This window comes from Paracoccus lutimaris (assembly GCF_003337565.1).
Classification (GTDB): Bacteria; Pseudomonadota; Alphaproteobacteria; order Rhodobacterales; family Rhodobacteraceae; genus Paracoccus; species Paracoccus lutimaris.
The window spans coordinates 92,744-116,119 of record NZ_QPJL01000009.1 but is presented as its reverse complement, the minus strand read 5'-3'; the positions used below and the strand labels follow the sequence as shown (position 1 = coordinate 116,119).

General features: G+C 63.9%; 28 protein-coding genes. 3 read left to right on the top strand and 25 right to left on the bottom strand.

Going from position 1 to position 23,376, the window contains the following annotated elements:
- Positions 1-6: 6 nt before the first annotated feature.
- The 7 genes from mobA to DFP89_RS10205 are packed head-to-tail and all read right to left on the bottom strand — an operon-like array spanning position 7 to position 5,395.
- A complete protein-coding gene (mobA, locus tag DFP89_RS10235; RefSeq protein ID WP_114349288.1) occupies positions 7-612 on the bottom strand; it encodes a molybdenum cofactor guanylyltransferase MobA in 606 nt (201 codons plus the stop codon).
- A gap of 12 nt (positions 613-624) precedes the next feature.
- Positions 625-1,215 (bottom strand): hypothetical protein, encoded by a 591-nt coding sequence (locus tag DFP89_RS10230; protein WP_114349287.1) that lies wholly within the window; start codon positions 1,213-1,215, stop codon positions 625-627.
- The gene (locus tag DFP89_RS10225) at positions 1,212-2,045 is read right to left on the bottom strand and encodes an ABC transporter permease (protein ID WP_114349286.1); all 834 of its coding nucleotides are present in this window, start codon (positions 2,043-2,045) and stop codon (positions 1,212-1,214) included. The genes DFP89_RS10230 and DFP89_RS10225 overlap by 4 nt, the downstream gene beginning before the upstream one ends.
- A complete protein-coding gene (locus DFP89_RS10220) occupies positions 2,042-2,758 on the bottom strand; it encodes an ABC transporter ATP-binding protein (protein ID WP_114349285.1) in 717 nt (238 codons plus the stop codon). Before DFP89_RS10220 ends, DFP89_RS10225 begins: the two co-directional genes overlap by 4 nt.
- A 5-nt stretch (positions 2,759-2,763) precedes the next feature.
- Positions 2,764-3,243: a cupredoxin domain-containing protein gene (locus DFP89_RS10215; protein WP_114349284.1), complete on the bottom strand. Its 480-nt coding sequence runs from the start codon at positions 3,241-3,243 to the stop codon at positions 2,764-2,766.
- A gap of 29 nt (positions 3,244-3,272) precedes the next feature.
- Positions 3,273-4,241, bottom strand: a complete 969-nt coding sequence (locus DFP89_RS10210) for a YVTN family beta-propeller repeat protein (RefSeq protein ID WP_114349283.1) — start codon at positions 4,239-4,241, stop codon at positions 3,273-3,275.
- Positions 4,238-5,395, bottom strand: a complete 1,158-nt coding sequence (locus DFP89_RS10205; RefSeq protein WP_245948646.1) for an ABC transporter substrate-binding protein — start codon at positions 5,393-5,395, stop codon at positions 4,238-4,240. Before DFP89_RS10205 ends, DFP89_RS10210 begins: the two co-directional genes overlap by 4 nt.
- A 211-nt stretch (positions 5,396-5,606) precedes the next feature.
- Between DFP89_RS10205 and DFP89_RS10200 the strand changes: the two genes are divergently transcribed.
- Positions 5,607-6,155, top strand: coding sequence for an SRPBCC family protein (locus DFP89_RS10200; protein ID WP_114349281.1), 549 nt, complete (start codon positions 5,607-5,609; stop codon positions 6,153-6,155).
- A 30-nt stretch (positions 6,156-6,185) separates the two neighbouring features.
- Here DFP89_RS10200 and DFP89_RS10195 read toward each other — a convergent pair whose 3' ends face one another.
- The 14 genes from DFP89_RS10195 to rph form a co-directional block, all read right to left on the bottom strand.
- Positions 6,186-6,716, bottom strand: coding sequence for a PQQ-dependent catabolism-associated CXXCW motif protein (locus tag DFP89_RS10195; protein ID WP_181870301.1), 531 nt, complete (start codon positions 6,714-6,716; stop codon positions 6,186-6,188).
- Entirely contained in the window at positions 6,713-7,534 is an 822-nt protein-coding gene (locus DFP89_RS10190; RefSeq protein ID WP_114349280.1) for a substrate-binding domain-containing protein, read from the bottom strand. Before DFP89_RS10190 ends, DFP89_RS10195 begins: the two co-directional genes overlap by 4 nt.
- The gene (locus tag DFP89_RS10185) at positions 7,531-8,157 is read right to left on the bottom strand and encodes a c-type cytochrome, methanol metabolism-related (protein ID WP_114349279.1); all 627 of its coding nucleotides are present in this window, start codon (positions 8,155-8,157) and stop codon (positions 7,531-7,533) included. Before DFP89_RS10185 ends, DFP89_RS10190 begins: the two co-directional genes overlap by 4 nt.
- A gap of 99 nt (positions 8,158-8,256) precedes the next feature.
- Positions 8,257-10,074: a methanol/ethanol family PQQ-dependent dehydrogenase gene (locus DFP89_RS10180; protein WP_114349278.1), complete on the bottom strand. Its 1,818-nt coding sequence runs from the start codon at positions 10,072-10,074 to the stop codon at positions 8,257-8,259.
- A gap of 182 nt (positions 10,075-10,256) precedes the next feature.
- Complete coding sequence (gene fghA, locus DFP89_RS10175; RefSeq protein ID WP_114349277.1) at positions 10,257-11,096, bottom strand: S-formylglutathione hydrolase; 840 nt, start codon at positions 11,094-11,096, stop codon at positions 10,257-10,259.
- Positions 11,097-11,098: 2 nt separating this feature from the next.
- Complete coding sequence (locus DFP89_RS10170; RefSeq protein WP_114349276.1) at positions 11,099-11,617, bottom strand: GNAT family N-acetyltransferase; 519 nt, start codon at positions 11,615-11,617, stop codon at positions 11,099-11,101.
- Positions 11,614-12,255, bottom strand: a complete 642-nt coding sequence (locus DFP89_RS10165) for an ATP-dependent Clp protease proteolytic subunit (RefSeq protein WP_114349275.1) — start codon at positions 12,253-12,255, stop codon at positions 11,614-11,616. The genes DFP89_RS10170 and DFP89_RS10165 overlap by 4 nt, the downstream gene beginning before the upstream one ends.
- A 75-nt stretch (positions 12,256-12,330) precedes the next feature.
- Positions 12,331-13,458, bottom strand: a complete 1,128-nt coding sequence (locus tag DFP89_RS10160; RefSeq protein ID WP_114349274.1) for an S-(hydroxymethyl)glutathione dehydrogenase/class III alcohol dehydrogenase — start codon at positions 13,456-13,458, stop codon at positions 12,331-12,333.
- Positions 13,459-13,569: 111 nt separating this feature from the next.
- Positions 13,570-14,154: an S-(hydroxymethyl)glutathione synthase gene (gfa, locus tag DFP89_RS10155; RefSeq protein ID WP_114349273.1), complete on the bottom strand. Its 585-nt coding sequence runs from the start codon at positions 14,152-14,154 to the stop codon at positions 13,570-13,572.
- Between the two features lie 91 nt (positions 14,155-14,245).
- Positions 14,246-14,599 (bottom strand): YbaN family protein, encoded by a 354-nt coding sequence (locus DFP89_RS10150; RefSeq protein ID WP_114349272.1) that lies wholly within the window; start codon positions 14,597-14,599, stop codon positions 14,246-14,248.
- Between the two features lie 4 nt (positions 14,600-14,603).
- Positions 14,604-15,788: a radical SAM family heme chaperone HemW gene (gene hemW / locus DFP89_RS10145; protein ID WP_114349271.1), complete on the bottom strand. Its 1,185-nt coding sequence runs from the start codon at positions 15,786-15,788 to the stop codon at positions 14,604-14,606.
- The gene (locus DFP89_RS10140; RefSeq protein ID WP_114349270.1) at positions 15,789-16,163 is read right to left on the bottom strand and encodes a RidA family protein; all 375 of its coding nucleotides are present in this window, start codon (positions 16,161-16,163) and stop codon (positions 15,789-15,791) included. It abuts the gene before it with no gap.
- The gene (gene rdgB, locus DFP89_RS10135; protein ID WP_114349269.1) at positions 16,156-16,761 is read right to left on the bottom strand and encodes an RdgB/HAM1 family non-canonical purine NTP pyrophosphatase; all 606 of its coding nucleotides are present in this window, start codon (positions 16,759-16,761) and stop codon (positions 16,156-16,158) included. The genes DFP89_RS10140 and rdgB overlap by 8 nt, the downstream gene beginning before the upstream one ends.
- A complete protein-coding gene (gene rph, locus DFP89_RS10130) occupies positions 16,758-17,471 on the bottom strand; it encodes a ribonuclease PH (RefSeq protein WP_114349268.1) in 714 nt (237 codons plus the stop codon). Before rph ends, rdgB begins: the two co-directional genes overlap by 4 nt.
- Positions 17,472-17,555: 84 nt before the next feature.
- Between rph and hrcA the strand changes: the two genes are divergently transcribed.
- Positions 17,556-18,608, top strand: a complete 1,053-nt coding sequence (gene hrcA, locus DFP89_RS10125; RefSeq protein ID WP_114349267.1) for a heat-inducible transcriptional repressor HrcA — start codon at positions 17,556-17,558, stop codon at positions 18,606-18,608.
- 4 nt (positions 18,609-18,612) lie between these two features.
- The gene (locus tag DFP89_RS10120; protein ID WP_114349266.1) at positions 18,613-19,158 is read left to right on the top strand and encodes a nucleotide exchange factor GrpE; all 546 of its coding nucleotides are present in this window, start codon (positions 18,613-18,615) and stop codon (positions 19,156-19,158) included.
- Between the two features lie 123 nt (positions 19,159-19,281).
- Here the strand turns inward: DFP89_RS10120 and DFP89_RS10115 are convergent, their stop codons facing one another.
- From DFP89_RS10115 to mnmG, 4 genes are read right to left on the bottom strand one after another with little or no spacing between them, the layout of a single operon-like run.
- Positions 19,282-20,157, bottom strand: coding sequence for a ParB/RepB/Spo0J family partition protein (locus DFP89_RS10115; RefSeq protein WP_114349265.1), 876 nt, complete (start codon positions 20,155-20,157; stop codon positions 19,282-19,284).
- A gap of 9 nt (positions 20,158-20,166) precedes the next feature.
- Complete coding sequence (locus DFP89_RS10110; protein WP_114349264.1) at positions 20,167-20,943, bottom strand: ParA family protein; 777 nt, start codon at positions 20,941-20,943, stop codon at positions 20,167-20,169.
- A complete protein-coding gene (gene rsmG / locus DFP89_RS10105; protein WP_114349263.1) occupies positions 20,936-21,520 on the bottom strand; it encodes a 16S rRNA (guanine(527)-N(7))-methyltransferase RsmG in 585 nt (194 codons plus the stop codon). The genes DFP89_RS10110 and rsmG overlap by 8 nt, the downstream gene beginning before the upstream one ends.
- Entirely contained in the window at positions 21,517-23,376 is a 1,860-nt protein-coding gene (mnmG, locus tag DFP89_RS10100) for a tRNA uridine-5-carboxymethylaminomethyl(34) synthesis enzyme MnmG (protein ID WP_114349262.1), read from the bottom strand. The genes rsmG and mnmG overlap by 4 nt, the downstream gene beginning before the upstream one ends.

Sequence of the window (23,376 nt, the reverse complement as noted above, 5' to 3'; positions counted from 1 at the left end):
AGACCGCTAGACCAACCGGGCCGCGCGGGCCAGATCCTCGGGCGTGTTCAGGTTCAGGAACGGGTCAAAGGGCTGGCTGTCAAAGACCGCACGCCCCGGGTCATAGGCGGCGGCGAATTGCCCGATCCGGTGCAGCCCCGATTCCAGCGCCGCCCGCAGCTGATCCGCCAGCGCCACCGGCCAAAGCGCGCAGGTCGGATGATCGCGCAGCAGGCCGGTCACCGGATCGGCACTGGCCGCCACCGCCAGACCCGAGCGGCCCCGCGCCTCACCCAGCCGGTGCAGCAGGTCATGGGGGATAAAGGGCGTATCCACGCTGACGCTGACGACGCTTGTCGCCCCCTCGGTCGCGGCCCAGCCCATTCCGGCCAGAACTCCGGCCAGCGGTCCGGCGAAACCGGCAAAATCGTCAGGCACCACCGGCAGGCGGTAATCGTCGAACTGATCGGCCTCGCCATTGGCATTGATCGCCAGCCGGTCGCATTGCGGCTGCAGGCGGCGGATGACATGGGTCAGCAAGGTCTCGCCCCCCAGCATCCGCAGAGCCTTGTTGCCGCCGCCCATGCGCGTCGACAGCCCGCCAGCCAGAATGATCGCCGGAACCCGCCGCATTTCAGGCCCGCCTCATTTCAGACCGGCCGCGATCGCGCGCCCCAGCGCAAAGACCCGCTGCTCCAGAATGACCGGGGTTTCACAGACATAGGTCAGCGCCTGCTGGCGGTCCTGAAAGATCCGCATGTCCCAATCCAGCTTTTGCTCTTGCGCGTCGATGGCGTCGAAATCGGGGGGATCTATGGCCTCAAGCCGGGCCATCTCATGGCGGTGCCCCTCGATCCGGGCGGCCAGATCGACCTGCTTGCGGCCATAGCGGGCGATTCCGTCCATCAGGGCGGCGCGATGCGGCTCGATCCGGTCAAAGATCGCCAGCATCAGCGCGGTCAGATGCTGGTTGTCGGCGGATTTCGCGTAATCGGCGATCTCGGCCTCGGCCTGCGGCAGCGGCAGGCGGCGCTGCTCCAGCCGGTCGGCCAGCGCGGCCAGCTCGGGCTTGCGGGCCAGTTCGCGCACCGCATCGTCCGGCGCGGGGCCGGTCCACATCTGGCCCAAGGACAGATGCGGCTGCTTGCGCTGGATGCAGGGCCAGTCGGGATCGGCGCCCCCCTCGGCATGGGCCGCGCCGGCCAGCAGGCCGAATGCCACAAGAAGATATCTCACGCGCCCCCCTTTCGCCGGGCCCAGAGCCCCTTGGACGGATCATACATGAAGACCGCACCCGCAAAGAACAGGATCAGACAGCCCGTCACCGCTGCAAGAGACAGGGGATTGATCTGGCCGTAAAGGGCAAAGCGGATCAGTTCCACCGCATGGGTAAAGGGATTGGCCGCGCAGATGTCATGCAAAAGGGTCGAGCTTTCGGCCATGCGCCACAGCGGATAAAGCGCGCTTGAGGCGAAAAACATCGGGAAGATGACAAAATTCATCACCCCGGCAAAGTTTTCAAGCTGCCGGATGGCCGATGACAGGAACAACCCCATCGCCCCCAGCATCAGCCCCGACAGGACCAGCGCCGGCAGCACGGTGATGTAACCGAACAGCGGCGGATCGACGCCCCAGAACCAGGCGATGGCCAGAAACACATAGACCTGGATGATCGACACGATCACCCCCGCCACCAGTTTCGACCCCAGCAGGAACCAGCGCGGGAACGGGCTGACCAGCAGCGTGCGCATCGCCCCTGTCTCGCGGTCATAGACCATGGAAAGCGAGGATTGCATGCCGTTGAAGAGCTGGATCATCGCGCAAAGGCCGGGTGTTACATAGACCTCGTAGAGGACATAGGTCTGATAGGGCGGCGTGATCGACAGGCCCAGCACGGCGCGAAACCCGGCGGCAAAGATGAAAAGCCAGACCAAGGGCCGCACCAGCGCCGCCAGAAACCGGCCGCGCTGATTGACAAAGCGCAGCGCCTCGCGCCGGGTGATGCCCATGAAGGCGGTCAGCCACATGCGCGGCGTCAGAATCTGGGGGCTATGGCGGTCGCTCATGCCGCGTCCCCCGTCAGGTCCAGAAAACGGCGCGTCAGGTCGCCACCGCCGATCCGGGCGGCTGTGCCATCGGCCAGCACCCGGCCCTGATGCAGGATGACCAGCCCATCCTCGGGGCGGATCTCGTCCAGAATATGCGTGGCCCACAGCGCCGAGACCCCCTGCGCGGTCAGATCGCGGGTCAGGGCCACGACCTCGGCCCGGGATTTCACGTCAAGGCCCACGGTCGGCTCATCCAGCAGCAGGATTTCCGGGCGATGGATCAGGGCACGGGCGATCTCGGCCCGGCGGCTTTGGCCCCCCGACAGCGCCGAGACGCGGGCATGCAGCCGGTCCGACAGCCCGACCTGCGCCAGCACCTCGGCGGCGCGGATCAGCGCCTGACGCCGGGGGATGCCATGCAGCGCGGCGTGATAGGTCAGGTTCTGGGCCACGGTCAGATCGGCATCCAGCGCCCGGCTTTGAAAGACCACGCCCAGCCGCGCCAGCGCCGCGCCGGGCTGGCGGCGCAGGTCATGCCCCGCGACGCTGATCCGCCCCGACGTGTTGTTGTAAAGCCGGGTGATCAGCGAAAACAGCGTCGTCTTGCCCGCGCCGTTCACACCCAGCAGCGCGGTGAAGCTGCCGCGCGGCACCGACAGCGACACATCGGACAGCGCCTGAAAGCCACCAAAACTGTGGCTGACATGGTCGATCTCAAGCGCGGCGCCCATCGCGGTTACTGGATGTTGAACACCGCCTGCTGGGTTTCCCCCGAGCTGCCCGGAACCGACAGCGTATAGCGCCCCGGCACGATGGCGACAAAGCTGACCGAGGCGGTGCCGGCATCGTCGAATTCGATGCTGTGCATGCCGGTGGGGCGGATCTCGATATCGTTGATGATCACCTCGTCGATCCAGACCGCGCGAAAGAAATCGCCCCCCGACAGCGCCAGTTCCTGACTGCCATCGGCATTGATGTCGATGCGGTAATAGCCGCCCGATTTCAGCTTGTATTCGGCGCTGGCCACCGGCTTGCCGGAAGCCAGCGTCAGGGCCGCCAACTGGGTGCGGTTGTCGCGCGCCAGCATCCCCGAAAAGCCGTAATCGAACTTGGCGCCAGCCTCGTGGACACCGGCCTTGGCCGCGTCGTCATCATCGGCCCATGCGGGAAAGGCCAGACCAAGGGCCATCGTCAGGGCAATCAGCAAACGGGTCATGTTCATTCCTTTCAGGGGTCAGTTCGGCATCAGTTCGGGGCCACGACCACGCCCCAGGGCTGCTGGCCCACGGGCACGGATTTCACCACCTTCATCGCGGCGACATCGATCACCGAAACGTCGTTCGAATTGCCATTGGTGGTGAACAGGAACTTGTCGTCGGGGGTAAAGCCCATCTGCCAGACGCGCTGGCCGACCAGCAGATAGTCCAGCACCTCATCGGTGGCGCCGTCGATCACTGCGACGCGGTTCGCCGGACCCAGCGCCACAAAGACGCGGCTGCCGTCGCGGGTCACGCGCACGCCGACCGGCTGGATCGCCTCGGGCAGGACGCCGGGGATCTGGAAGGTGATCTTCTTGGTGATCGCCTGCGTCGCCGGGTCGATCACGCTGACCGAGCCGCCGATTTCCGAGCTGACGTAAAGCTTGCTGCCCTGATCGTTGAACTGGGCAAAGCGCGGACGGCTGTCCACCAGAACATTGGCAAAGATTTCAAAGGTCTCCGAGTTGATGAAATGCGCCATATTGGTGGTTTCGCTGGTGTTGATCACCACCTTGCCATCGGGGCTGATGCCCATGCCCTCGGGCTCAACCCCCACGGGGATCTCGGCCAGCATCTTGTGGGTCTTGGTGTCGACCACGGTGACCAGATTGTCGTCCTCATTGGCGATGTAAAGCGGGTTGCCCGAGGGGTGCAGCACGAACAGTTCCGGGTCCGGCCCCGAGGGCAGCGTATGGGTTTCCTGCATGGTTTCGGGGTCGAAAACCCGCACCAGATCGTCATCCGAGGCGCAGACATACAATTCCTTGCCATCGGGGCTGATGGTGATGCCGCGCGGGCGGGCGCCGACCGGATAGGTGCCGATCACCTCCAGCGTCTCGCTGTCCAGCACGGTCACGTCATTGCCGCGTTCATTGCTGACAAAGACGCGGTTCGCGGCCGCGGGCGACGCCGCCACCAGCAGCGCAAGGGTCGAAAGGGCAATGCGGTCTATCATCCTTGGCCTCGGAATTTGCATTCGGTTTCGGGGCGGTCGATGCCCAGCGTGTCCAGCGCCGAGCTTTGATGCAGATACTGGTCCTGCGGGCTGACCGAGACGGTGACCGACCCGGTGGTCAAAAGGATCGGCTGGCGCAACTGGTGGTCCCAGTCGCGCAGGGTCAGTTTCTGGCCCTTGAAGCCCGCGATCTCGAAGGCCGGGGACAGCAGAAATTCGCGCAGCTTGGCGGGATCGGCGCTTTGGGTGCGCGTCGCCGCCTCGCCGATCATGCGCAGGGCAAGCCAGGTCTGGTAATCCTCTTCGCGCATGGGGCGGATCGCCAGTTCCTCGAAACGGTTCTGGAACTGGGTCGCCCCCCAGGCCTCAAGCGCGGGGTGCCAGCTGCGCGGGACCAGCCCGGCGGAACCCGCGACCGGCCGCGCGTCCCAGGTCTGATAGGGCAGCCACAGCGCGAAGACCCCCGCCTCATCGGCGGCGATCAACACGTCATGTTCGGCCGCGCGCTGGGTAAAGACCGGCATCTGCGCCTGCACCTGCACATGGCCGGTATCGGTGCGCCGGCCGCCGCCGGTATCCTCATAGGTGCGTTCCTCGACGATCCTGGCGCCGAATTTCACCGCCGCGCGGCGATAGGCACCGGCCAGCGCGATGTCCTGCGGGTGGCTGCCCTCGACCAGGAACCAGTCGGGCCAGCGTTTCCACATCAGGAACTGCGCCAGCGCATCGGCCAGCATGGCATGGCTGGGCGCGACATGGATGGTATTAGCGCGGCAATCGGCACCGCGCAGATTGTCGCCCCGCGCCTGCGCGTTCAGGATCAGCGCCGCATCGCCGGCCTGATCGGCCAGCGCCAGCGTCTGCGCCTCGTCGGCCAGCACGACGATGAAGGGGATGCCCTGACCCAGCAGCTTTTGCAGCTCGGGGCCGGCGGTTTCGGGGGTGGCGGCGACCTCGATCGCCTCGAAATCCTGACCCATGAAGCGGCCGGTGGTGTCATTGTCCTGAATGGCCAGCCGCGCGCCGGCAAAGCCCAGATCGCCGGGACGCGCATCCAGACGCGAAATCGGCGGCAGGCTGGGCGGATCGACGCGCAGGACGGCGGCGCGCACAGTGGTCTGGGGTGCCTGCTGGGCCATCGCCGTGCCGGCCATCGCGCAGAACCCCGCGAGAAATATCGTGAATATGCGGATCATCGCGTCCCTCCCCCGCTGGCCATCATGGCGAGCAAATACGCTGTCGCCAACCCGACAAAGGTCCCGGGTGGACCCGGGGCAAATCACCCGCGACCTTAGTATGATGGACGTGCCGGGCGGCGCGGCGCATGGTCTGCATCAGCCCCGCACCGCGCAGGAGAGAGCAAGGATGAAGATACTGACCGCAGCTCTGGCAGCAACGCTGGCCATGGCCACCGCCGCATTTGCCCATGGCCCGCCGCGCCTGAAGGTCGAGCTGACGCAAAAGCTGAACGCCACCCCCGACGAGGTCTGGGCCGTGATCGGCAAGTTCGAGGACATGAACTGGCATCCCGCCGTCGCAAAGACGGAAATCACCGGCGACGGCTCGGTCGATCAGCTTGAGAAATCCACCCGCGTCCTGCATCTCAAGGCCGATGCGGGCGATCCGACCATCACCGAGGTGCTGTCAAAGCTGCAGCCAGAGAAACGCTGCTATGGCTATTACATCTCGCAGGTCGAGGTGACGGTGCTGCCGGTCTCGAACTATGCCTCGACGATCTGCGTCAAGGACGAGGGCGGCAAGGCGCTGGTCAGCTGGAAGGGCGGCTTTTATCGCGGCTATCCCAATAACGAGCCGCCCGCCGGTCAGGATGATGCAGCGGCGAATGCCGCCGTCACCGGCGTCTATCAGGCCGGGCTGGACGCGCTGGCCGAACGTTTCGGCAAGGCCGAATAGACCGGGATCATTGCGCCGGTTCGGCGAGAGTCATTGCGCCGGTTCGGCGGTGACCAGTTCGCCGCCGACCGCAATCCAGCCGTCGCTGCCTTCGGGAAACCAGTTCACGCCGGTATATCCCAGCGCGACGGCGCGCTTGGCGGCGTTCCAGCTCATCCAGCATTCGGCCTTGCAGAAGAACACCACGGGCGCCGCCTTGTCGCCGCCTGTGGCGCGACTCAGGCCCAGCGCCAGCCGGTCCTGCTCCTCGGCCGAGATGCGGTCATAGCCGGTGTCGTAAAGCCAGACAGCGCCGGGGATGGTGTGATGCGCCTTGGCATTCCAGATCGTGCCTGCGGGCAGACCCTCGGGGCGCTTCTGGCGCGGCATCGCGTCAAGAAAGGGCACGCCCTGCTGGTGCAGCGCCACGGCCTGCGCGGGGCCAATCACCACGGCGCCTTGCAGCGTTTCGGGCACCGGCGCGCGATAGGGTTCGCCGCGAAAACCGTCCGGCTCGGGCACGGGCTGGGCGCCGGCGCTGCCCGCCAGCATCAGGGCCAGCAGGGCAAGGCGCAGGATCATCCCCCCGCCTCCTTCAGCGCCTTGCCGTAATCGTCGATCAGAGGCACGCCCGCATCGTGCAGGATGGCGTCGATTTCGTCCTGATGACGGCGGATCAGGCTGTTCAACTGCCGCTTCCATTCCTGTTCATCGGGACGCACGCCCATGGTGATGCGAAAGAACATGCGCGGCCCCTCGGCCTCTTTCAGCAGGGGCGTGAATTGCAGTTCTGGGTCCGGCTTGACCAGCGGGCCGGCCAGCGGCCCCCAGATCACGGCGGCACCCAGATCGCCCGATTTCACCTGCGCCAGCATGTCGCCGACCGGGTTTTCCACCCGGCGATCCACGAACAGGTCCCAGCCGCGCATGTTCTTGGCCAGTCCGGCGCGGGCAAGGTTGGTCGCGGGGGGCGTGCCGGCGACGACGCCAATCGGCTGATCCTTCAGCGCCGGATCGGACAGCGTATCGACCCCGGCCAGCGGCCCATCCTTGCGCGTCACGATGCCGTAAGCCGAGGTATAATAATGGTTCGTGTTCTGAACCATCTCATCGCCCTGGGCATAGCCGATCACCACGTCGCAGGCGCCCGCGCGCAGGGTCTTGCGGATAAAGCCCGTGCCTTGCGGAAACCAAGTATAACGCACCGGCAGGCCCAGCTTTTGCCCGATCAGTTCGGCGATGCGGTTTTCAAACCCGCTGCCGTCCTCCATCGACATCGGCGCGGCGGCCGGATCGGCACAGACCCGCAGCGCGTCATGCGCGCGCAGATCGGCGACCTGCGCCGCACCCGCCCCGGCCATGCAGGTCAGGGCGGCGGCAAGGGCCAGAGGACGGATCATCCTTCCATGCAGGATTTCTCCTGCGCCATGAACTCGTCGGACTTGGACGCCTTTTTCGCCGGGCGGCCGCGGGCGACGGAATCGGTGCCGCGCACCAGCAGATAGACATAGATGTCGTCGATATAGCACCAGACGTTCTTGTTGGTGCCAAAGGCCGGCATCACCTGATTGGCCGCCGCGTTGACGTTCTGCTTGCCCGAGGCGACGACCCGCTGGAATTCGTAATAGTCGATCCGCAGCACCGAATCCTTGAGCGCGGGGGCATAGGTCGAGCCCTCGCCATCCGGGCCGTGGCAGACATGGCATTCGGCGTGATAGCGTCGATAGCCCGAGAATACGGCGTAATCGACCACGCCATCGTCGATCTTGAAGGTCGGGATGCCGTCCGCGTTATACCAGCGGCCGTTCTCCATATAGTCGGCGGTGGTGTCCATGCCGTTGGGCAGGATGCTGTTGCCGCCCGCAGTGACCTCGGCGCCGGGCGTGACCTCGGTCGGCGCGGGGACGCTGCCCTCTTCGACCCCGGGGGTCGGGATGTCGGGCTTGGCCTGATCCTGCGCAATGGCTGCGCCGGCCATGCAGGCGCAGATGCTCAGCGCTGCAAGGCTGGTGATGGCTTTCATATTTTTCCTCCGCTGCTCGTTTCCTCAGACAGAACCGCCCCAGTCTATCGCTGGGGCGGCTCTTTCCTTGTGTTGTTTTGCGATTATGGGCCGAAAGTATTAACCGCCGCTGGGCGCGCCCGGCAGTTCAAAGACCGTCAGCTGGCCGCCAAGCTCGGTATAGTCGCTGAGCGCCGCATAGCCGCCCACGGCGCCAAGCCCGTCATTGGGGTTGGTCAGACCGGCCGCCAGACCGATCCCGGCCCAGCCGCCGACGCCCGACAGGATGCCGACATACTGCTTGCCGCCATGCTCATAGGTCATGACGTTGCCGATGATGCCCGAGGGGGTCTTGAACTTGTAAAGCTCGGCCCCGGTATTGGCATCGACCGCCTTCAGATAGCCCTCAAGCGTGCCATAGAAGACCACGTCGCCCGCCGTGGCCAGCGCCCCCGACCAGACCGAGAACTGCTCGGGCAGCGACCATTTGATGGTGCCGGTGGTGTTGTCCCAGGCGATGAAGTTGCCCATGCCGCCATGGCTGTCCGGCGCCGGGAACATCGACAGCGTGGCGCCCACATAGGGCTGGCCGGCGGTATAGGCGACGCGGAACGGCTCATAATCCATGCAGACGTGGTTTGTCGGCACGTAGAACAGCCCGGTCTTGGGCGAGAAGGCCGCCGGCTGCTGGTCCTTGGAGCCCAGAGCCGCCGGGCAGATCCCGGTCGAGTTCTCATCCTCGCCGTTTTGCTGGGTCGAGTATTGCGCCACCACGGCCGGACGGCCATAGGTTTCCGAGGCCGGGTCCATGTCGACACCGGTGGTCCAGTTCACCTTGGGATCGAATTTTTCGGCGACCAGCAACTCACCCGTTTCGCGGTCCAGCGTATAGCCAAGGCCGTTGCGGTCGAAATGGGTCAACAGCTTGCGGTCCTTGCCGTCGATCTGCTGGTTGGTCAGGATCATCTCGTTGATGCCGTCATAATCCCATTCGTCATGGGGCGTCATCTGATAGAACCATTTTGCCATGCCGGTATCGGCGTCGCGGGCCATGATGGTCATCGACCATTTGTTGTCGCCCGGACGCTGCGACGGGTTCCAGGTCGAGGGGTTGCCGGTGCCGTAATAGATCAGGTTCAGGTCGGGGTCATAGGAATACCAGCCCCAGGTGGTGCCGCCGCCGATCTTCCACTGGTCGCCCTCCCAGCTTTTCAGCGAGCTGTCGGCGCCGATCGGCTTGCCCAGCACCATGGTCTTTTCGGGATCGACCAGCATTTCGGCATCCGGGCCGGTGGAATAGGCCTTCCACACTTCCTTGCCGTCGGCCAGCGCATAGGCAGTCACCCGGCCCCGCACGCCATATTCACCGCCCGAGACGCCGACGATGACCTTGTCCTTGACCGGCAGCACGGTCGCGGTGTTCGTTTCGCCGATGGCGGGATCGCCGGTCTTGACCGACCATTTCACCGCGCCGGTCTTGGCATCCAGCGCCACCAGCGTCGTGTCGGCCTGATGCATCAGGATCATGCCATCCGCATAGGCCAGACCCCGGTTCACCGTGTCGCAGCACATGACCGCGATGACGTTCGGGTCCTGCTGGGGCGCATAGCGCCACAGGATCTTGCCGCTGTCATTCAGGTCCAGCGCGAAAACATTGTTCGGAAACGGTGTATGGACATACATCACATCGCCGATCACCAGGGGCGAGCCCTCATGCCCGCGCAGCACCCCGGTCGAGAAGGTCCAGGCCACGCGCAGGTCCTTGACGTTGTCCTTGTTGATCTGGTCCAGCGTCGAATAACGAGAATTGGCATAGTCGCCGGTCTGGATCGCCCATTGCTGCGGCTTGGCGATTTCGGCCAGAACGCTGTCATTGGCCAAGGCCGAACCACCGGACAACAGCAATACGATCCCGGCGCCCTTTAGCAGATTTTTCATGATCTTCCTCCCACCCGTGGACAGGCGCGACTCGTGACGCACCGTCATCCTCGGGGAAAGGTTCGGGCCGGGCCGGATATGCGTCAACGCAACCGGCCCGGCCTTGGGACTAAAGTCTTAGGATAACTCGGCAATAGGTATGGGATTATTTCCCCGATCCCGCCGCATTCCGAAAACCGCTCTCAGCCCAGCCGTTCGGCGTGCCAGTGGATGTGGTCGCCCATGAAGGTCTGGACAAAGAAATAACTGTGATCATAGCCTTGCTGCATGCGGAACACGCCGGGCTGACGGCGCTCGGCCATGGCATGGGCCAGCGCCTCGGGCTTGAGCAGGTTCAGGAACTGGTCGCTGGTCCCCTGATCGATCAGGACCTCGCCCGGATAGCCTTTTTCGCGCATCAGAAGCGTGGCGTCATGACCCGCCCATGCGGCACGGTCCTCGCCCAGATAGGCGGTGAGCTGCTTGCGGCCCCAGTCGGATTCCGAAGGGTTGGCAATCGGCGCAAAGGCCGAGACCGACTTGTAACGCTGCGGAAAGGTCATGGCGATGGTCAGCGCCCCGTGGCCGCCCATGGAATGGCCGGTGATGCCCTGCGCCTCGCGGTCCAGCGCGAAATTGCCAAAGACCAGCTCGGGCAGTTCATGGGTGATGTAATGCCACATCTTGAAATGCGGCGCCCAGGGCGCCTGGGTCGCATCGACGTAAAAGCCGGCGCCCTGCCCCAGATCATAGGCTTCGTCATCGGCGACGCCCTCGCCACGGGGCGAGGTGTCGGGAAAGATCACCGCGATGCCGGCCTCGGCCGCCCATTCCTGCGCGCCGGCCTTGACCATGGCGTTTTCATGCGTGCAGGTCAGGCCCGACAGATACCACAGCACCGGCACCTTGCGATGTGCCGCATCGGGCGGCAGGTAGATGGCAAAGGTCATCGGCGTGCCGGTGGCCTGCGACTGGTGGCGATAGACGCCCTGCACACCGCCAAAGCTGCGGTTTTCGGAAACGGTCTCATAGGCCAGCACCATGGCTATTCCCCCTTGGTCAGATCGTGAAACATCACCAGCGCATCGACATAGCCCTGGACCGGATGCAGGAACGCGCCCGGCAGGCGGCCGACGATGTCGAACCCGGCCTTTTGCCAGGAATGCACCGCGTCGGCATTGGTCGAGACGACGAAATTGAACTGCATGGCCCGAAAGCCCTGATCCCGCGCCCAGTCCTTGGCATGGGTGACAAGCGCCCGGGCAATGCCCTTGCCGCGCGCATCCGTATGCGTGGCAAAGCTTGCATTGGCGACATGGGACGCCGGGCCGGGCCGGTTGCGGCCGACATGGCTGATGCCCAGCACCCGGCCATCGAGTTCGGCGGCAAAGGCGGTGAAGGGCGCGGCGAACCAGTCCGCCAGCGCCTCGTCACGGGAAATGTCGGGCGGGATGCAATAGGTCTCGCCCGCGCGGTAGACGGGTTCAAGGATCGCCCAGATCGCCGGATGATCCGCAGGCGTGGCGGGACGGATCAGGATATCGCTCGTCCCGCCGCCGGTCATTTCAGCTCGTCCACGGAACGGATAACCTTGCCCAGCAGGCCGTAATCCAGCGCCTCTTGCGTGTTCAGCCAGAAGTCGCGCTGGGTGTCGGCCTCGATCCGCTCGATCGGCTGGCCGGTGGCCTCGGCAAAGATCTGGTTCAGCCGGTCGCGCATCTGGCGCACCTGCTCGGCCTGGATCATCATGTCGGTCGAGGTGCCGCCGATCCCGCCCGAGGGCTGATGCAGCAGAAAGCGGGTATTGGGCAGGCAGTAGCGGTTCTCTTTCTCGGCGCCGACAAAGATCAGCGCGCCGGCCGATGCCACCCAGCCCGAGCCGATGGTGCGCACGGTCGGGCGGATGAACTTGATCACGTCATGGATCATGTCGCCCGATTCCACATGCCCGCCGGGCGAGGAGATCAGCATGTTGATCGGCGCGTCGCTGTCCTCGGCCAAAGCCAGAAGATGGGCGACGGTGCGCTGCGCCAGCTTGTCGTTGATGGCACCGGCGACGATCACCGTGCGCGACTTGAAGTAGAGCTTGCCGATCTTGTCCCCTTCGGGAAGGCCAAGCCCCTCTTCCTTGGGCGAGTCCGGACGGCCGGGCGCGTCATCGTCGTCATCGTCATCGTCGTCCAGGTGAAAATGCTTAGCCATAAACGGTCCTTTCAGGTTGACGGCGGAAACGGTTGCCCGTCCCCGCCGTCCTTTTAACTAAGCAGGCGTTTACGATCAGTAAAGGACGACCGAGCGAATAGACTCGCCCGAATGCATCAGATCGAAACCCTTGTTGATATCCTCAAGCGGCATGGTGTGGGTGATCATCGGGTCGATCTCGATCTTGCCGTCCATGTACCAGTCGACAATCCGGGGCACATCGGTGCGGCCGCGCGCGCCGCCAAAGGCCGTACCCTTCCAGATCCGGCCGGTGACGAGCTGGAACGGACGGGTGCTGATTTCCGCGCCCGCCGCAGCCACGCCGATGATGATCGACTGGCCCCAGCCGCGATGGGTGCATTCCAAGGCGTCGCGCATGACCTTGGTGTTGCCGGTGGCGTCAAAGCTGTAATCCGCGCCGCCGATCTGGTCGAAGGGGGTCTTCGTCATATTGACGATTTCCTGCACGACATTCTCGACGTTCCTGGGATTGATGAAATGGGTCATGCCGAAACGTTCGGCCATGGGTTTCTTGTCGTCGTTCAGGTCAACGCCGATGATCATGTCGGCGCCGGCCAGACGCAGGCCCTGAATGACGTTCAGCCCGATGCCGCCAAGGCCAAAGACCACGGCTTTCGCGCCGATCTCCACCTTGGCGGTGTTGATGACCGCGCCGATGCCGGTGGTCACGCCGCAGCCGATATAGCAGATCTTGTCGAAAGGCGCGTCAGGGCGCACCTTGGCCACGGCGATTTCCGGCAGCACGGTATAGTTCGAGAAGGTCGAGCAGCCCATGTAATGGTGGATCGGCGTGCCATCCAGCATGCTGAAGCGGCTGGTCCCGTCCGGCATCAGCCCCTGCCCCTGCGTGGCGCGGATCGCCGTACACAGGTTGGTCTTGCCCGAGAGGCACGACGCGCATTGCCGGCATTCCGGCGTGTAAAGCGGGATCACATGGTCGCCCGGCTTCACCGAGGTCACGCCGGGGCCGACCTCGACCACCACGCCCGCGCCCTCATGGCCCAGAATGGCGGGGAACAGCCCCTCGGGATCGGCGCCCGAGCGGGTGAATTCGTCGGTATGGCAAATGCCGGTGGCCTTGATCTCGACCAGGACTTCGCCGGCCTTCGGCCCCTCAAGGTTGACCTCCATGACCTCCAGCGGTTTTCCGGCCTCAAGGGCGACGGCGGCGCGTGTTCTCATCTGCTTTCTCCTTAGCTGGGTCGGGCGCGCGGCCCGGAGTCATTTGCTGGGTTCATGCCAACGGGGGCCGGTTTCCCGGCCCCCAAGGTGATGCCGTTCCGCGCCGCAAGGTCAAGCCGGCAATGCGCCAGTTCGCTTGGCGATATGCGTCGCGATCGCGTCCATCAAGGGCGGCGACAGCGCGTCATAGGGCTCGAGCCCCAATTGGCGCAGCCGGGCGCGGATGCCGTCCATGCGCGACGGATCGACGCCCGATTCGATGACCGAGCTGACGAAGGCCGCGAATTCCGGCGCCGACCAGCCGGTATCGTCCGACAGTTCCGTATGGACGAAATCAAGGCCGTAGAACGGATGGTCCTTGTTCTCGATCCGGCCATACATATGCGTGCCGCAATCGCGGCAGCGATGGCGCTGGATCGGCGCGTCACGGTTCACCACCTCAAGCTTTTCGGCGCCCTGCGTCACCTCGACCGCATCGCGCGAGATCACCGCGACCTGGCTGAAGACGGCGCCGGCGGGTTTCCAGCATTTGGTGCAGCCGCAGACATGGTTATGCGCGGTCTGCCCTTTCAGCGTCACGCGCACCGGATTGCTGCTGCACAGGCAGTGCAGCGTGCCGCCGGCAAAGCCGGACTGGCCTGCCGCGATGCCGTTATCGACGGCGGGATGAATCTTTACCCCGGATGTATCTGCCATGGTCATGCCTCCCCATAGACGACCGATGGCCAAGGGTCGCGCCGGGGCCTTGGGCACACAAGTGGGCAAAAGGTTGTATTATCGCGGGCTTTCACGCCTCGGGGCGGGTCACAAGCCAGGCGCCGATGGCGGTGCAGGTCAGCGCCTGAACGGCGATGATGCGCGGGTCCAGCCCCAGCCAGAAGGCCCAGCCGACCCCCGCCGCCATGGCGGTGACCGACCAGATCTTGGCGCCGCGCCCGATCACGCCGCGCTTGCGCCAGGCGCGGATCGGCGGGCCGAATTTCGGATGGCGCATGATTTTCGCCGCCAGCCGCGGCGATGAGCGGGTAAATGCAAAAACCGCGACCAGCAGGAAGGGCACGGTCGGCACCACCGGCAGGAACAGCCCGATGGCGCCCAGAATCGCCGCCACCCAGCCGAGGATCAACCAGAACAACTGCATCTTACTAATCCACCAGATCCCGCAGGATCGCATTCAGCACCGGGCGTCCCGTCGCGGTCGCAGCCAGCCGCCCCCCCGCCTGCGTGACCAGCCCCAGCCCGATCAGATCCGTCACGCGACCCTGCGGCAATTCCGGGCCATGGGCAAGATAGCGCGCGACCTCCATCCCCTCGGTCAGGCGCATGGACATCAGCAGATATTCCATCGCCCGGTCCGAAAGCGTCAGCACCTCGCGCAGGCTGTCGCCATTGCCGCGCGCCTCGACCGCCGCCAGCCATTCGCCGGGGGCGCGATGCGCCTCGGTCGCCCAGCGGCCATTCGGCAGGCTTAGCCGGCCATGGGCGCCCGGCCCCACGGCGGCCCAGTCGCCCTGCCGCCAATAGACCAGATTGTGGCGGCTTTCGGCACCGGGCCGGGCGTGGTTCGAGATCTCATAGGTGGGCATGCCGGCCGCTGCGCAGATCTCTTGCGTGTCCAGATACATGTCGGCCGAGATATCGTCATCGGGCAGACCTTTGAGACCGCCTTTCTCGTGGCGGGCGCCAAAGGCGGTGCCCGGCTCGATGGTCAGTTGATAGGCCGAAAGGTGATCGACAGCCATGGCCAGCGCCTCGGTCAACTCGCGCCGCCAATGAACGCGATCCTGATCCTGGCGGGCATAGATCAGGTCAAAGCTGACCCGTGTGAAACAATCCCGCGCGATGTCGAATGCGGCGCGCCCCTCGGCCACGCTGTGCATGCGGCCCAGCCGGCGCAGATCGTCGTCGTTCAGCGCCTGCATCCCCATCGAGACACGGTTGACGCCGCCATCGGCATAGGCGCGAAAGCGGCCGGTTTCGATGCTGGTCGGATTGGCCTCAAGCGTGATTTCGATGTCATTGGCAAAGGGCCATTGCGCCCGCGCCGCCTCGATCACGGCGGCGACGGTTTCGGGTGCCATCAGGCTGGGCGTACCGCCGCCAAAAAAGATGCTGTTTAGCACCCGGCCCGGCAATTCCGCCCCTAGCCGGGCAATCTCGGCGCGATAGGCGGCCAGCCAGCGCGGCTGGTCGATATTCGCCGCGACATGGCTGTTGAAGTCGCAATAGGGGCATTTCGCGGCGCAGAACGGCCAGTGGACGTAAAGCGCGAATCCCCCTGCCCGCCAGTCATCGGTCAGGGCGGCGGTGGGGCTGGGCTGGTTGGGCATCTATTCCCTGAATGCGGTGACTTCGATCTCGACCTTCATTTCGGGTCGGATCAGGCCCGCGACAACCATCGTGGCTGCTGGTAACGCATCTTTCATCGCGTCACCCAGAACCGGCGTGATCTCATCCAGCAGCGCCGGGTCGGTGATGGTGTACTGCACCCGGACGATATCCCCGGGCGCAAAGCCAGCATCAGCCAGCGTGGCGAAGATGGTGGAGAATGCGTTCCGGGCCTGATCAGCGGCGCTGTCGGGCATGGTCATCGCCGCATAATCATAACCCGTGGTGCCCGAGACAAAGCACCACGGACCCTTGACCACGGCCCGGCTGTAACTCAGCGCAGTTTCAAAGGGAGATCCGGTCGAGATTCTACGCAAAGGCGGCCTCAAGCTTTTGAAAGGCGCGGGCGCGATGGCTGATCGCATTCTTTTGCGAAGGCTGCATCTGGGCATAGGTCACGTCATGGCCTTCGGGAACAAAGATCGGGTCATAGCCGTGACCCAGCGCCCCGCGCGGCGGCCAGACCAGATGGCCCGGCGCGACCCCTTCGAAGATTTCCTCATGCCCGTCGGGCCACATCAGGATCAGCGTGGCGCGGAACTGGGCGGTGCGGGGCTCGGGCGCATTGCGCGCCTCCAGTTCGGACCAGGTGCGGGTCATGGCCTGCATGAAATCGCGGCCATTCGGCGTTTCCGCCCAGTCGGCGGTATAGACGCCGGGCGCGCCGTCCAGCCCGTCCACGGTAATGCCGCTATCATCGGCCAGCACCGGCAGCCCGGTCGCCAGCATGGCGGCGCGGGCCTTGATGCGGGCATTGCCGATAAAGCTGTCTTCGGTCTCGACCGGCTCGGGCAGGCCCATTTCGCCAGCCGAAGTGACCTCGATGCCATGGGGCGCCAGCATCGCGCGAATCTCATCAAGTTTGCCGGCGTTATGCGTGGCAACCAGCAGCCGCCTTTCGGTGAACTTCCTCATGTGGTGGCGGCTTTCTGGGCGCGGACCAGCTCGGCGATCCCGCCCTCGGCCAGATCCAGAAGCTGGTTCATCTCGGCGCGCGAGAAGGTCGCACCTTCGGCCGACATCTGCACCTCAATCAGGCGGCCCGCACCGGTCATGATGAAATTGCCGTCGGTGCCGGCCTCGCTATCCTCGGCATAGTCCAGATCCAGCACCGGCTGGCCGGCATAGATGCCGCAGGAGACCGCAGCGACATGGTCCATGATCGGGTCGGTGCTGATGATCCCGGCCTTCAAGAGCTTGTTCACCGCCAGGCGCAGCGCGACCCAGCCGCCGGTGATCGAGGCGCAGCGGGTGCCGCCATCGGCCTGGATCACGTCGCAATCGACGACGATCTGACGTTCGCCCAGAGCGCGGCGATCGACGCCGGCGCGCAGCGCACGGCCGATCAGGCGCTGGATTTCCTGCGTGCGGCCCGATTGCTTGCCCGCCGCAGCCTCGCGCCGGTTGCGGGTGTTGGTGGCGCGGGGCAGCATGCCGTATTCCGCCGTCACCCAGCCCTGCCCCGAGCCTTTCAGAAAGGGCGGCGCCTTGTCCTCGATGGTGGCCGAGCACAGCACGCGGGTATCGCCACAAACGATCAGGCAAGAGCCCTCGGCATGGCGCATCACGCCCGTTTCGATTGAAATCGGGCGCATATCACTTAAATTCCGGCCAGAGGGGCGCATCATTCATTCCTTTCCGGGGTTTTGCCGTCCAGATACAGGTGCAAGACCCCTTTTCGCAACCCGAGAGTGCCCGCACGAGCGCCGATGTCCGAGAACGCCCAGCTTTCCGATCTGAACGACCGCTCACGCGAGGTGTTTCGCCGCGTGGTCGAGGCCTATCTGTCCACGGGTGAGCCGGTCGGCTCGCGCACCCTGACCCGTGACATGACCGAAAAGGTCAGCGCCGCCACCATCCGCAACGTCATGCAGGATCTTGAACATCTGGGCCTGCTGGATCACCCGCATGTCTCGGCCGGGCGGATGCCGACGCAGCTGGGACTGCGGCTGTTCGTGGACGGGCTAATGGAGGCCGGGCCGGTTTCCGCCACTGACCGCGAGATGATCGACGAGACGCTGGGCCGGGACAGCGGCGATACCGGCGCAATGATGGACCGGGTCAGCACGGCGCTGTCGGCGCTGACGCATGGCGCCTCGCTGGTATTGATGCCCAAGCAAGAGGCGCCGCTGCGCCATATCGAATTCGTCGGCCTTGCCCCCGACCGCGCGCTGGTGGTGCTGGTCTTTGCCGATGGCCGGGTTGAGAACCGGGTCTTTACCCCGCCCCCCGGCCATACCGCCAGCTCCATGCGCGAGGCGGCGAATTTCCTGAACGCCATGGCCGAGGGGCGCACCCTGGCCGATCTGCGGGGGCGCATCAGCCATGAGGTCCGCGCCGCGCGCCGTCAGCTGGATGATGTGGCGGCAGCGCTGATCGCCTCGGGTCTGGCAATGTGGGATGGCGAATCGAACGACCGGCTGATCGTTCGCGGCCGCGCCAATCTGCTGGCGGATGAGCTGGCCGATCTGGACCGTATCCGCACGCTGTTTGACGATCTTGAGCGCAAGCGCGATATCGCGGAGTTTCTGGAACTGACCGAGCAAGGCGAAGGCGTACGGATTTTCATCGGGTCCGAGAATAAGCTTTTTTCACTTTCGGGTTCCTCTCTGGTGGTTTCACCCTATATGAATGCCGACCGAAAGATTGTAGGCGCGGTTGGCGTCATTGGTCCGACGCGGCTCAATTACGGGCGCATCGTGCCGATTGTCGATTACACCGCGCAGCTGGTCGGCCGGATGATCTCCGGCCGGAAAGGATGAGGACATGACCAGGAATAACCCGAGCGGCAGCCCGCTGGACGACGAGGAATTCATTGATCCGCTGGCGGATGACGCCGCCTCGCCCGAGATCGAAGCCATCATCGCCGAGCGGGACGAGTATCGCGACCGCTTCATGCGCGCGCTGGCCGATGCCGAGAACGCCCGCAAGCGTGCCGACAAGGACCGCCGCGACGCCGAGCAATATGGCGGCTCGCGCCTGGCCCGCGATCTGCTGCCGGTCTATGACGCGCTGAGCCGGGCGCTGGACAGTGCCGGCGACGACCAGCGCGCCGCCGCCGCAGCCCTGATCGAGGGGGTCGAGCTGACCCTGCGCGAGCTGAAGAACGTCTTTACCAAGCACGGCATCACCGTCATCACCCCCGAACTGGGCGAGAAATTCGACCCCCAGCGCCATGAGGCGATGTTCGAGGCCCCCGTCCCCGGCACCGTCGCCGGCAGCATCATTCAGGTGATGGACAATGGGTTCATGCTGCATGACCGGCTGCTGCGCCCGGCCAAAGTCGGTGTCAGCTCGATGCCGGCAAGCTGACCAGCAAGAACTGGTCTGGATATGAAGAAACCCCGGAAATTCTCCGGGGTTTTTCTTTGGCTGATGGATGGGCATTCTACTAATTATGGTGGTCTGTAGATCTGCTTCCACCAGATATTGCGATCAATTCCCGGCAAGAATGCTGCACAACCGATCAAGCTGATCCAGATCGCGATAGGTCACGACCAGCTGTCCGCCATCCTGCCCGGCATGATTGATCGCCACTTTCATCTTGAGATGGGCAGTCAGATCTCCCTCGAGCGCGCGGGTATCGGCATCCTTTTCGGTGCGCGGCTTTGCCGGTTTCGCGGTCTTGGGCTCGGCCAGACGGCGCACCAGTTCCTCGGTCTCGCGCACCGACAGGTTCTTTTCGATGACTTTGCGCGCCAGTTCGACAGCATTCGGGACGGTGATCAGTGCCCGTGCATGGCCAGCGGTCAGCTTGCCCTCTTTCAACCAGGCCTGAACCTGTTCGGGCAGGTTCAGAAGCCGCAGAAGGTTGGCAATATGGCTGCGGCTTTTGTTCAGCGCATCGGCAAGCCTTTCCTGCGTATGGCCGAAACGGTCCATCAGCTGACGATATGAGGCGGCCTCCTCGATCGCATTCAGGTCGGCGCGCTGGATGTTTTCAACAATCGCAACTTCCAGCACCTCGGTGTCGCTGAGCTCGCGAACGATGACCGGAACTTCGTGCAACTGCGCGATCTGTGCCGCGCGCCAGCGGCGTTCGCCGGCGACGATCTGGTAAAGGCCGCGATCGCTGGGGTGCGGGCGCACGATCAGCGGCTGCAGCATGCCCCGACCCTTGAGCGAATCGGCCAGCTCTTGCAACGCCTCGGGGGCGAAATGCCGGCGCGGCTGATCGGGATTCGGGGTCAACTGCTCGACCGGCAGGATCTGGCGCGGCGCGGGGCGTTCCGAGGGGATCAGATCCACATCCGCCATAAGCGCCGAAAGGCCACGACCCAGACCGCGTTTTTCCAGTTTATTGTCAGACATGTTTCCCCCCTACGCGGCCACGGATTGACGCGAAAGGAACTCTTTCGCCAGTTCGCGATATGCGGCGCTGCCCTTGGAATTCGAATCGTATTGCAGCACCGGCATGGCATGCGACGGCGCCTCGGACAGGCGGACATTTCGCGGAATGACGGTGCGATAAACCAATCCGGACAAGGTGTTGCGGGCGTCTGCCTCGACCTGCTGCGACAGATTATTGCGATTGTCAGCCATGGTCAGCAGCACACCCTCGATACGCAGATCCGGGTTTGCGCTTTGCCGCACTTCCCGCACGGTCATCAAAAGCTGTGAAAGTCCCTCAAGGGCATAGAATTCAGCTTGCAAGGGCACCAACACGCTATCTGCCGCCACCATCGCATTCAGCGTCAGCAGACCAAGCGCCGGCGGGCAGTCGATCAGGATATAATCGATGGCCGTCTGATCGGCGAGCTTGCGGCGCAAAAGCTGGGTTCGGCCAGGCCGATTGGCCAATTGAAAATCGGCCGAGGACAGATCACTGTTCGACGGCACGATGCGCAGATTGGCAATTGCCGTGTCTTGCAGAGATTCCATCAACCCTTGATCGCCGGCAAGAAGGTCATACGACGTCAGCTTGCGCGCTTCGGGCGGCACACCTAGGCCGGTCGAGGCATTTCCCTGCGGATCCAAGTCGATGACAACAACCTTATGTCCCTCCTCGGCAAGCGCCGCACCCAGATTGATGGCTGTCGTGGTCTTTCCGACCCCGCCTTTCTGGTTGGCGACGGCAATGATCCTTGTCTCAGACATGAGTAATCCCCGTAATTTCCAGAACAGCCGCGTCGGAATCAGTGTTGCTGGGATGCGCTTTGAGGTCGAAGGACCAATCGCGACGGGCCTCGGCAACTTCATTCTGCCAGTTCCGGCCTTTCATCAGCCACGCCCTTCCAGCCGCATTAAGATGTCGTTCAACATATGCCATGAGCTGCGGAAGCGAGGCAAGCGCGCGGGCGCTGACATTTGCGGCATCCAGCCGATCCACAGCCTCGATCCGCTTCGCGATCACCGTGGCATTCTTCAGCGACATCTCTCGAATCACTGAACGCAGGAAGCTTGCCTTGCGCTGGTCGCTTTCGATCAACGAAACACTCAGATCGGGACGGCAGATCGCCACGACAAGACCCGGAAACCCCCCTCCGCTACCCAAATCAACCCAGCTGCCGGTTGCATCGGCGGCAAGATCAACCAGCGCCCGACTGTCGGCGATATGGCGCGATTCGATTTCGTCCAGCGTGGTGGGCGAGACCAAGTTTATGGCCGGGTTCCATTTGCGCAACAGCGCGGCATAGCCGGCTAGCGCCTCTGTTTCACGTGAAACATCGCTCATGCTGAGCGGCGCTTTCCGGCGCGGATCATCGCAAGAAGCAGTGTCAGCGCCGCCGGAGTCATGCCTTCGATAACCGAGGCCGCCGCTATGGTCGCCGGACGATGCTGGTTAAGCTTGGATTTCAGCTCGTTAGACAGTCCGGACAGCGCGCCATAATCGAAATCCGCTGGGATCGCGACGGCCTCTTCCTTGCGCAGCAACTCGGCATCCTTCGACTGGCGATCTGTATATTGATGATAGAGCGCATCGATAGACAACTGATTGATGGTTTCTGCATCAAACCCGGCCAGAACCTCATCCAAGGACAGCACTGTTTCGCGGGAAATATCCTGCTGTGCCAAAAGCGCGAACAGACTGCGGCGGGTTCCGTCCTGCCGAACGTCAATGCCGACACGCTCAAGTTCACGCGGAGTGAAGCTCGTTGTCTCGGCCCGATCTCGGGCGGCGTGATACTTTCGCATCTTGTCTGCAAAGGCTTCAACTCGCTGTGTCCCAATGCATCCCAATTCAATACCAAAGGGAGTCAGGCGTTGATCTGCATTGTCAGCGCGCAACGACAGCCGGAACTCGGCGCGCGAGGTAAACATCCGATAAGGCTCGCTTACCCCGCGCGTAATCAGATCGTCGATCATCACACCGATATAGCTTTGCGAGCGGCTGAAATGGACCGCCGCCCTACCCTGCGCACGCAATGCGGCGTTCAGACCAGCGACAAGCCCCTGCGCAGCTGCCTCTTCATATCCTGTCGTGCCATTGATCTGCCCGGCAAGGAAAAGCCCAGACAATGTCTTGACCTCCAGCGCAGGTGTCAGCGCGCGTGGATCGACATAGTCATATTCCACCGCGTAGCCAGGTTGAATGATCTGCGCCTCCTCCAGGCCCCTGATGGAGCGCACATAATCCAGTTGCACGTCTTCCGGAAGCGACGTCGAAATGCCATTCGGATAGACCAGATCGCTGTCAAGCCCTTCAGGTTCAAGGAAAATCTGGTGCGATTCCTTATCGGCAAAACGTACAATCTTATCCTCGATCGAGGGACAATAGCGCGGGCCGATGCCGTCGATCCGGCCGCCATACATTGCCGAACGACCCAGATTATCGCGAATAATGCGGTGGGTTTCCGCGTTCGTATAGGTGATCGCACAGCTGACCTGCGCGGCTTCGGGCCCTGTATTCAGGTATGAGAACATCGCGGGCTGTTCATCACCGGGCTGCTGCTCAAGGCCGTCCCAGTCGATGCTTGCTCGCAAGATGCGCGGCGGCGTGCCAGTTTTCAGACGTCCAAGCGGCAGGTTTAGCGGTCGCAACGACTCTGCCAGCCGGACTGAGGCATCATTTCCCCAACGCCCTGCCCGCCGCGTGACCTCTCCGATATGGATCAGCCCGTTCAGAAAGGTCCCAGTTGTCAGGATGATCTGGCGCGACGCAATTTCCGCGCCGTCCGCAAGGATCAAACCTGTGATCTGGCCCTGGTCTTGCAGGAGTTCTGCAGCTTCGCCGATAATCAGAGTGATGCCCGGCTGCGCCGCCATTGCCCTTTGGGCAGCGGCGCGATAGAGGTTGCGGTCAGCTTGTGCGCGCGGACCCTGTACTGCAGGGCCTTTGCGCCGGTTCAGCAGGCGAAACTGAATGCCGGCGCTATCGGCAAGGCGCCCCATGACGCCATCCAGTGCATCGATTTCGCGCACCAGATGACCCTTGCCCAACCCGCCAATAGCCGGATTGCACGACATCGTGCCCAGATCAGCTGCATTCAGCGTGATCAACGCAGTTTCCGCGCCCATGCGGGCCGAAGCCATCGCGGCCTCAAGCCCAGCATGGCCTCCGCCAATCACGATTACGTCGTAATGTTTCAC

What these genes read in the sequence shown, in the direction of transcription:
- DFP89_RS10120 (WP_114349266.1), top strand. Translation starts at nt 18,613, where the DNA reads ATGACCAGGAATAACCCGAGCGGCAGCCCGCTGGACGACGAGGAATTC.
- fghA (WP_114349277.1), bottom strand. Translation starts at nt 11,096, where the DNA reads ATGGTGCTGGCCTATGAGACCGTTTCCGAAAACCGCAGCTTTGGCGGT.
- DFP89_RS10220 (WP_114349285.1), bottom strand. Translation starts at nt 2,758, where the DNA reads ATGGGCGCCGCGCTTGAGATCGACCATGTCAGCCACAGTTTTGGTGGC.
- DFP89_RS10205 (WP_245948646.1), bottom strand. Translation starts at nt 5,395, where the DNA reads ATGGCCGGCACGGCGATGGCCCAGCAGGCACCCCAGACCACTGTGCGC.
- mobA (WP_114349288.1), bottom strand. Translation starts at nt 612, where the DNA reads ATGCGGCGGGTTCCGGCGATCATTCTGGCTGGCGGGCTGTCGACGCGC.
- DFP89_RS10170 (WP_114349276.1), bottom strand. Translation starts at nt 11,617, where the DNA reads ATGACCGGCGGCGGGACGAGCGATATCCTGATCCGTCCCGCCACGCCT.
- DFP89_RS10160 (WP_114349274.1), bottom strand. Translation starts at nt 13,458, where the DNA reads ATGAGAACACGCGCCGCCGTCGCCCTTGAGGCCGGAAAACCGCTGGAG.
- hrcA (WP_114349267.1), top strand. Translation starts at nt 17,556, where the DNA reads ATGTCCGAGAACGCCCAGCTTTCCGATCTGAACGACCGCTCACGCGAG.
- DFP89_RS10180 (WP_114349278.1), bottom strand. Translation starts at nt 10,074, where the DNA reads ATGAAAAATCTGCTAAAGGGCGCCGGGATCGTATTGCTGTTGTCCGGT.
- DFP89_RS10195 (WP_181870301.1), bottom strand. Translation starts at nt 6,716, where the DNA reads ATGATCCTGCGCCTTGCCCTGCTGGCCCTGATGCTGGCGGGCAGCGCC.
- DFP89_RS10210 (WP_114349283.1), bottom strand. Translation starts at nt 4,241, where the DNA reads ATGATAGACCGCATTGCCCTTTCGACCCTTGCGCTGCTGGTGGCGGCG.
- DFP89_RS10215 (WP_114349284.1), bottom strand. Translation starts at nt 3,243, where the DNA reads ATGACCCGTTTGCTGATTGCCCTGACGATGGCCCTTGGTCTGGCCTTT.
- DFP89_RS10110 (WP_114349264.1), bottom strand. Translation starts at nt 20,943, where the DNA reads ATGTCTGAGACAAGGATCATTGCCGTCGCCAACCAGAAAGGCGGGGTC.
- rph (WP_114349268.1), bottom strand. Translation starts at nt 17,471, where the DNA reads ATGCGCCCCTCTGGCCGGAATTTAAGTGATATGCGCCCGATTTCAATC.
- DFP89_RS10115 (WP_114349265.1), bottom strand. Translation starts at nt 20,157, where the DNA reads ATGTCTGACAATAAACTGGAAAAACGCGGTCTGGGTCGTGGCCTTTCG.
- DFP89_RS10185 (WP_114349279.1), bottom strand. Translation starts at nt 8,157, where the DNA reads ATGAAAGCCATCACCAGCCTTGCAGCGCTGAGCATCTGCGCCTGCATG.
- DFP89_RS10150 (WP_114349272.1), bottom strand. Translation starts at nt 14,599, where the DNA reads ATGCAGTTGTTCTGGTTGATCCTCGGCTGGGTGGCGGCGATTCTGGGC.
- rsmG (WP_114349263.1), bottom strand. Translation starts at nt 21,520, where the DNA reads ATGAGCGATGTTTCACGTGAAACAGAGGCGCTAGCCGGCTATGCCGCG.
- DFP89_RS10225 (WP_114349286.1), bottom strand. Translation starts at nt 2,045, where the DNA reads ATGAGCGACCGCCATAGCCCCCAGATTCTGACGCCGCGCATGTGGCTG.
- DFP89_RS10190 (WP_114349280.1), bottom strand. Translation starts at nt 7,534, where the DNA reads ATGATCCGTCCTCTGGCCCTTGCCGCCGCCCTGACCTGCATGGCCGGG.
- DFP89_RS10200 (WP_114349281.1), top strand. Translation starts at nt 5,607, where the DNA reads ATGAAGATACTGACCGCAGCTCTGGCAGCAACGCTGGCCATGGCCACC.
- gfa (WP_114349273.1), bottom strand. Translation starts at nt 14,154, where the DNA reads ATGGCAGATACATCCGGGGTAAAGATTCATCCCGCCGTCGATAACGGC.
- rdgB (WP_114349269.1), bottom strand. Translation starts at nt 16,761, where the DNA reads ATGAGGAAGTTCACCGAAAGGCGGCTGCTGGTTGCCACGCATAACGCC.
- hemW (WP_114349271.1), bottom strand. Translation starts at nt 15,788, where the DNA reads ATGCCCAACCAGCCCAGCCCCACCGCCGCCCTGACCGATGACTGGCGG.
- DFP89_RS10165 (WP_114349275.1), bottom strand. Translation starts at nt 12,255, where the DNA reads ATGGCTAAGCATTTTCACCTGGACGACGATGACGATGACGACGATGAC.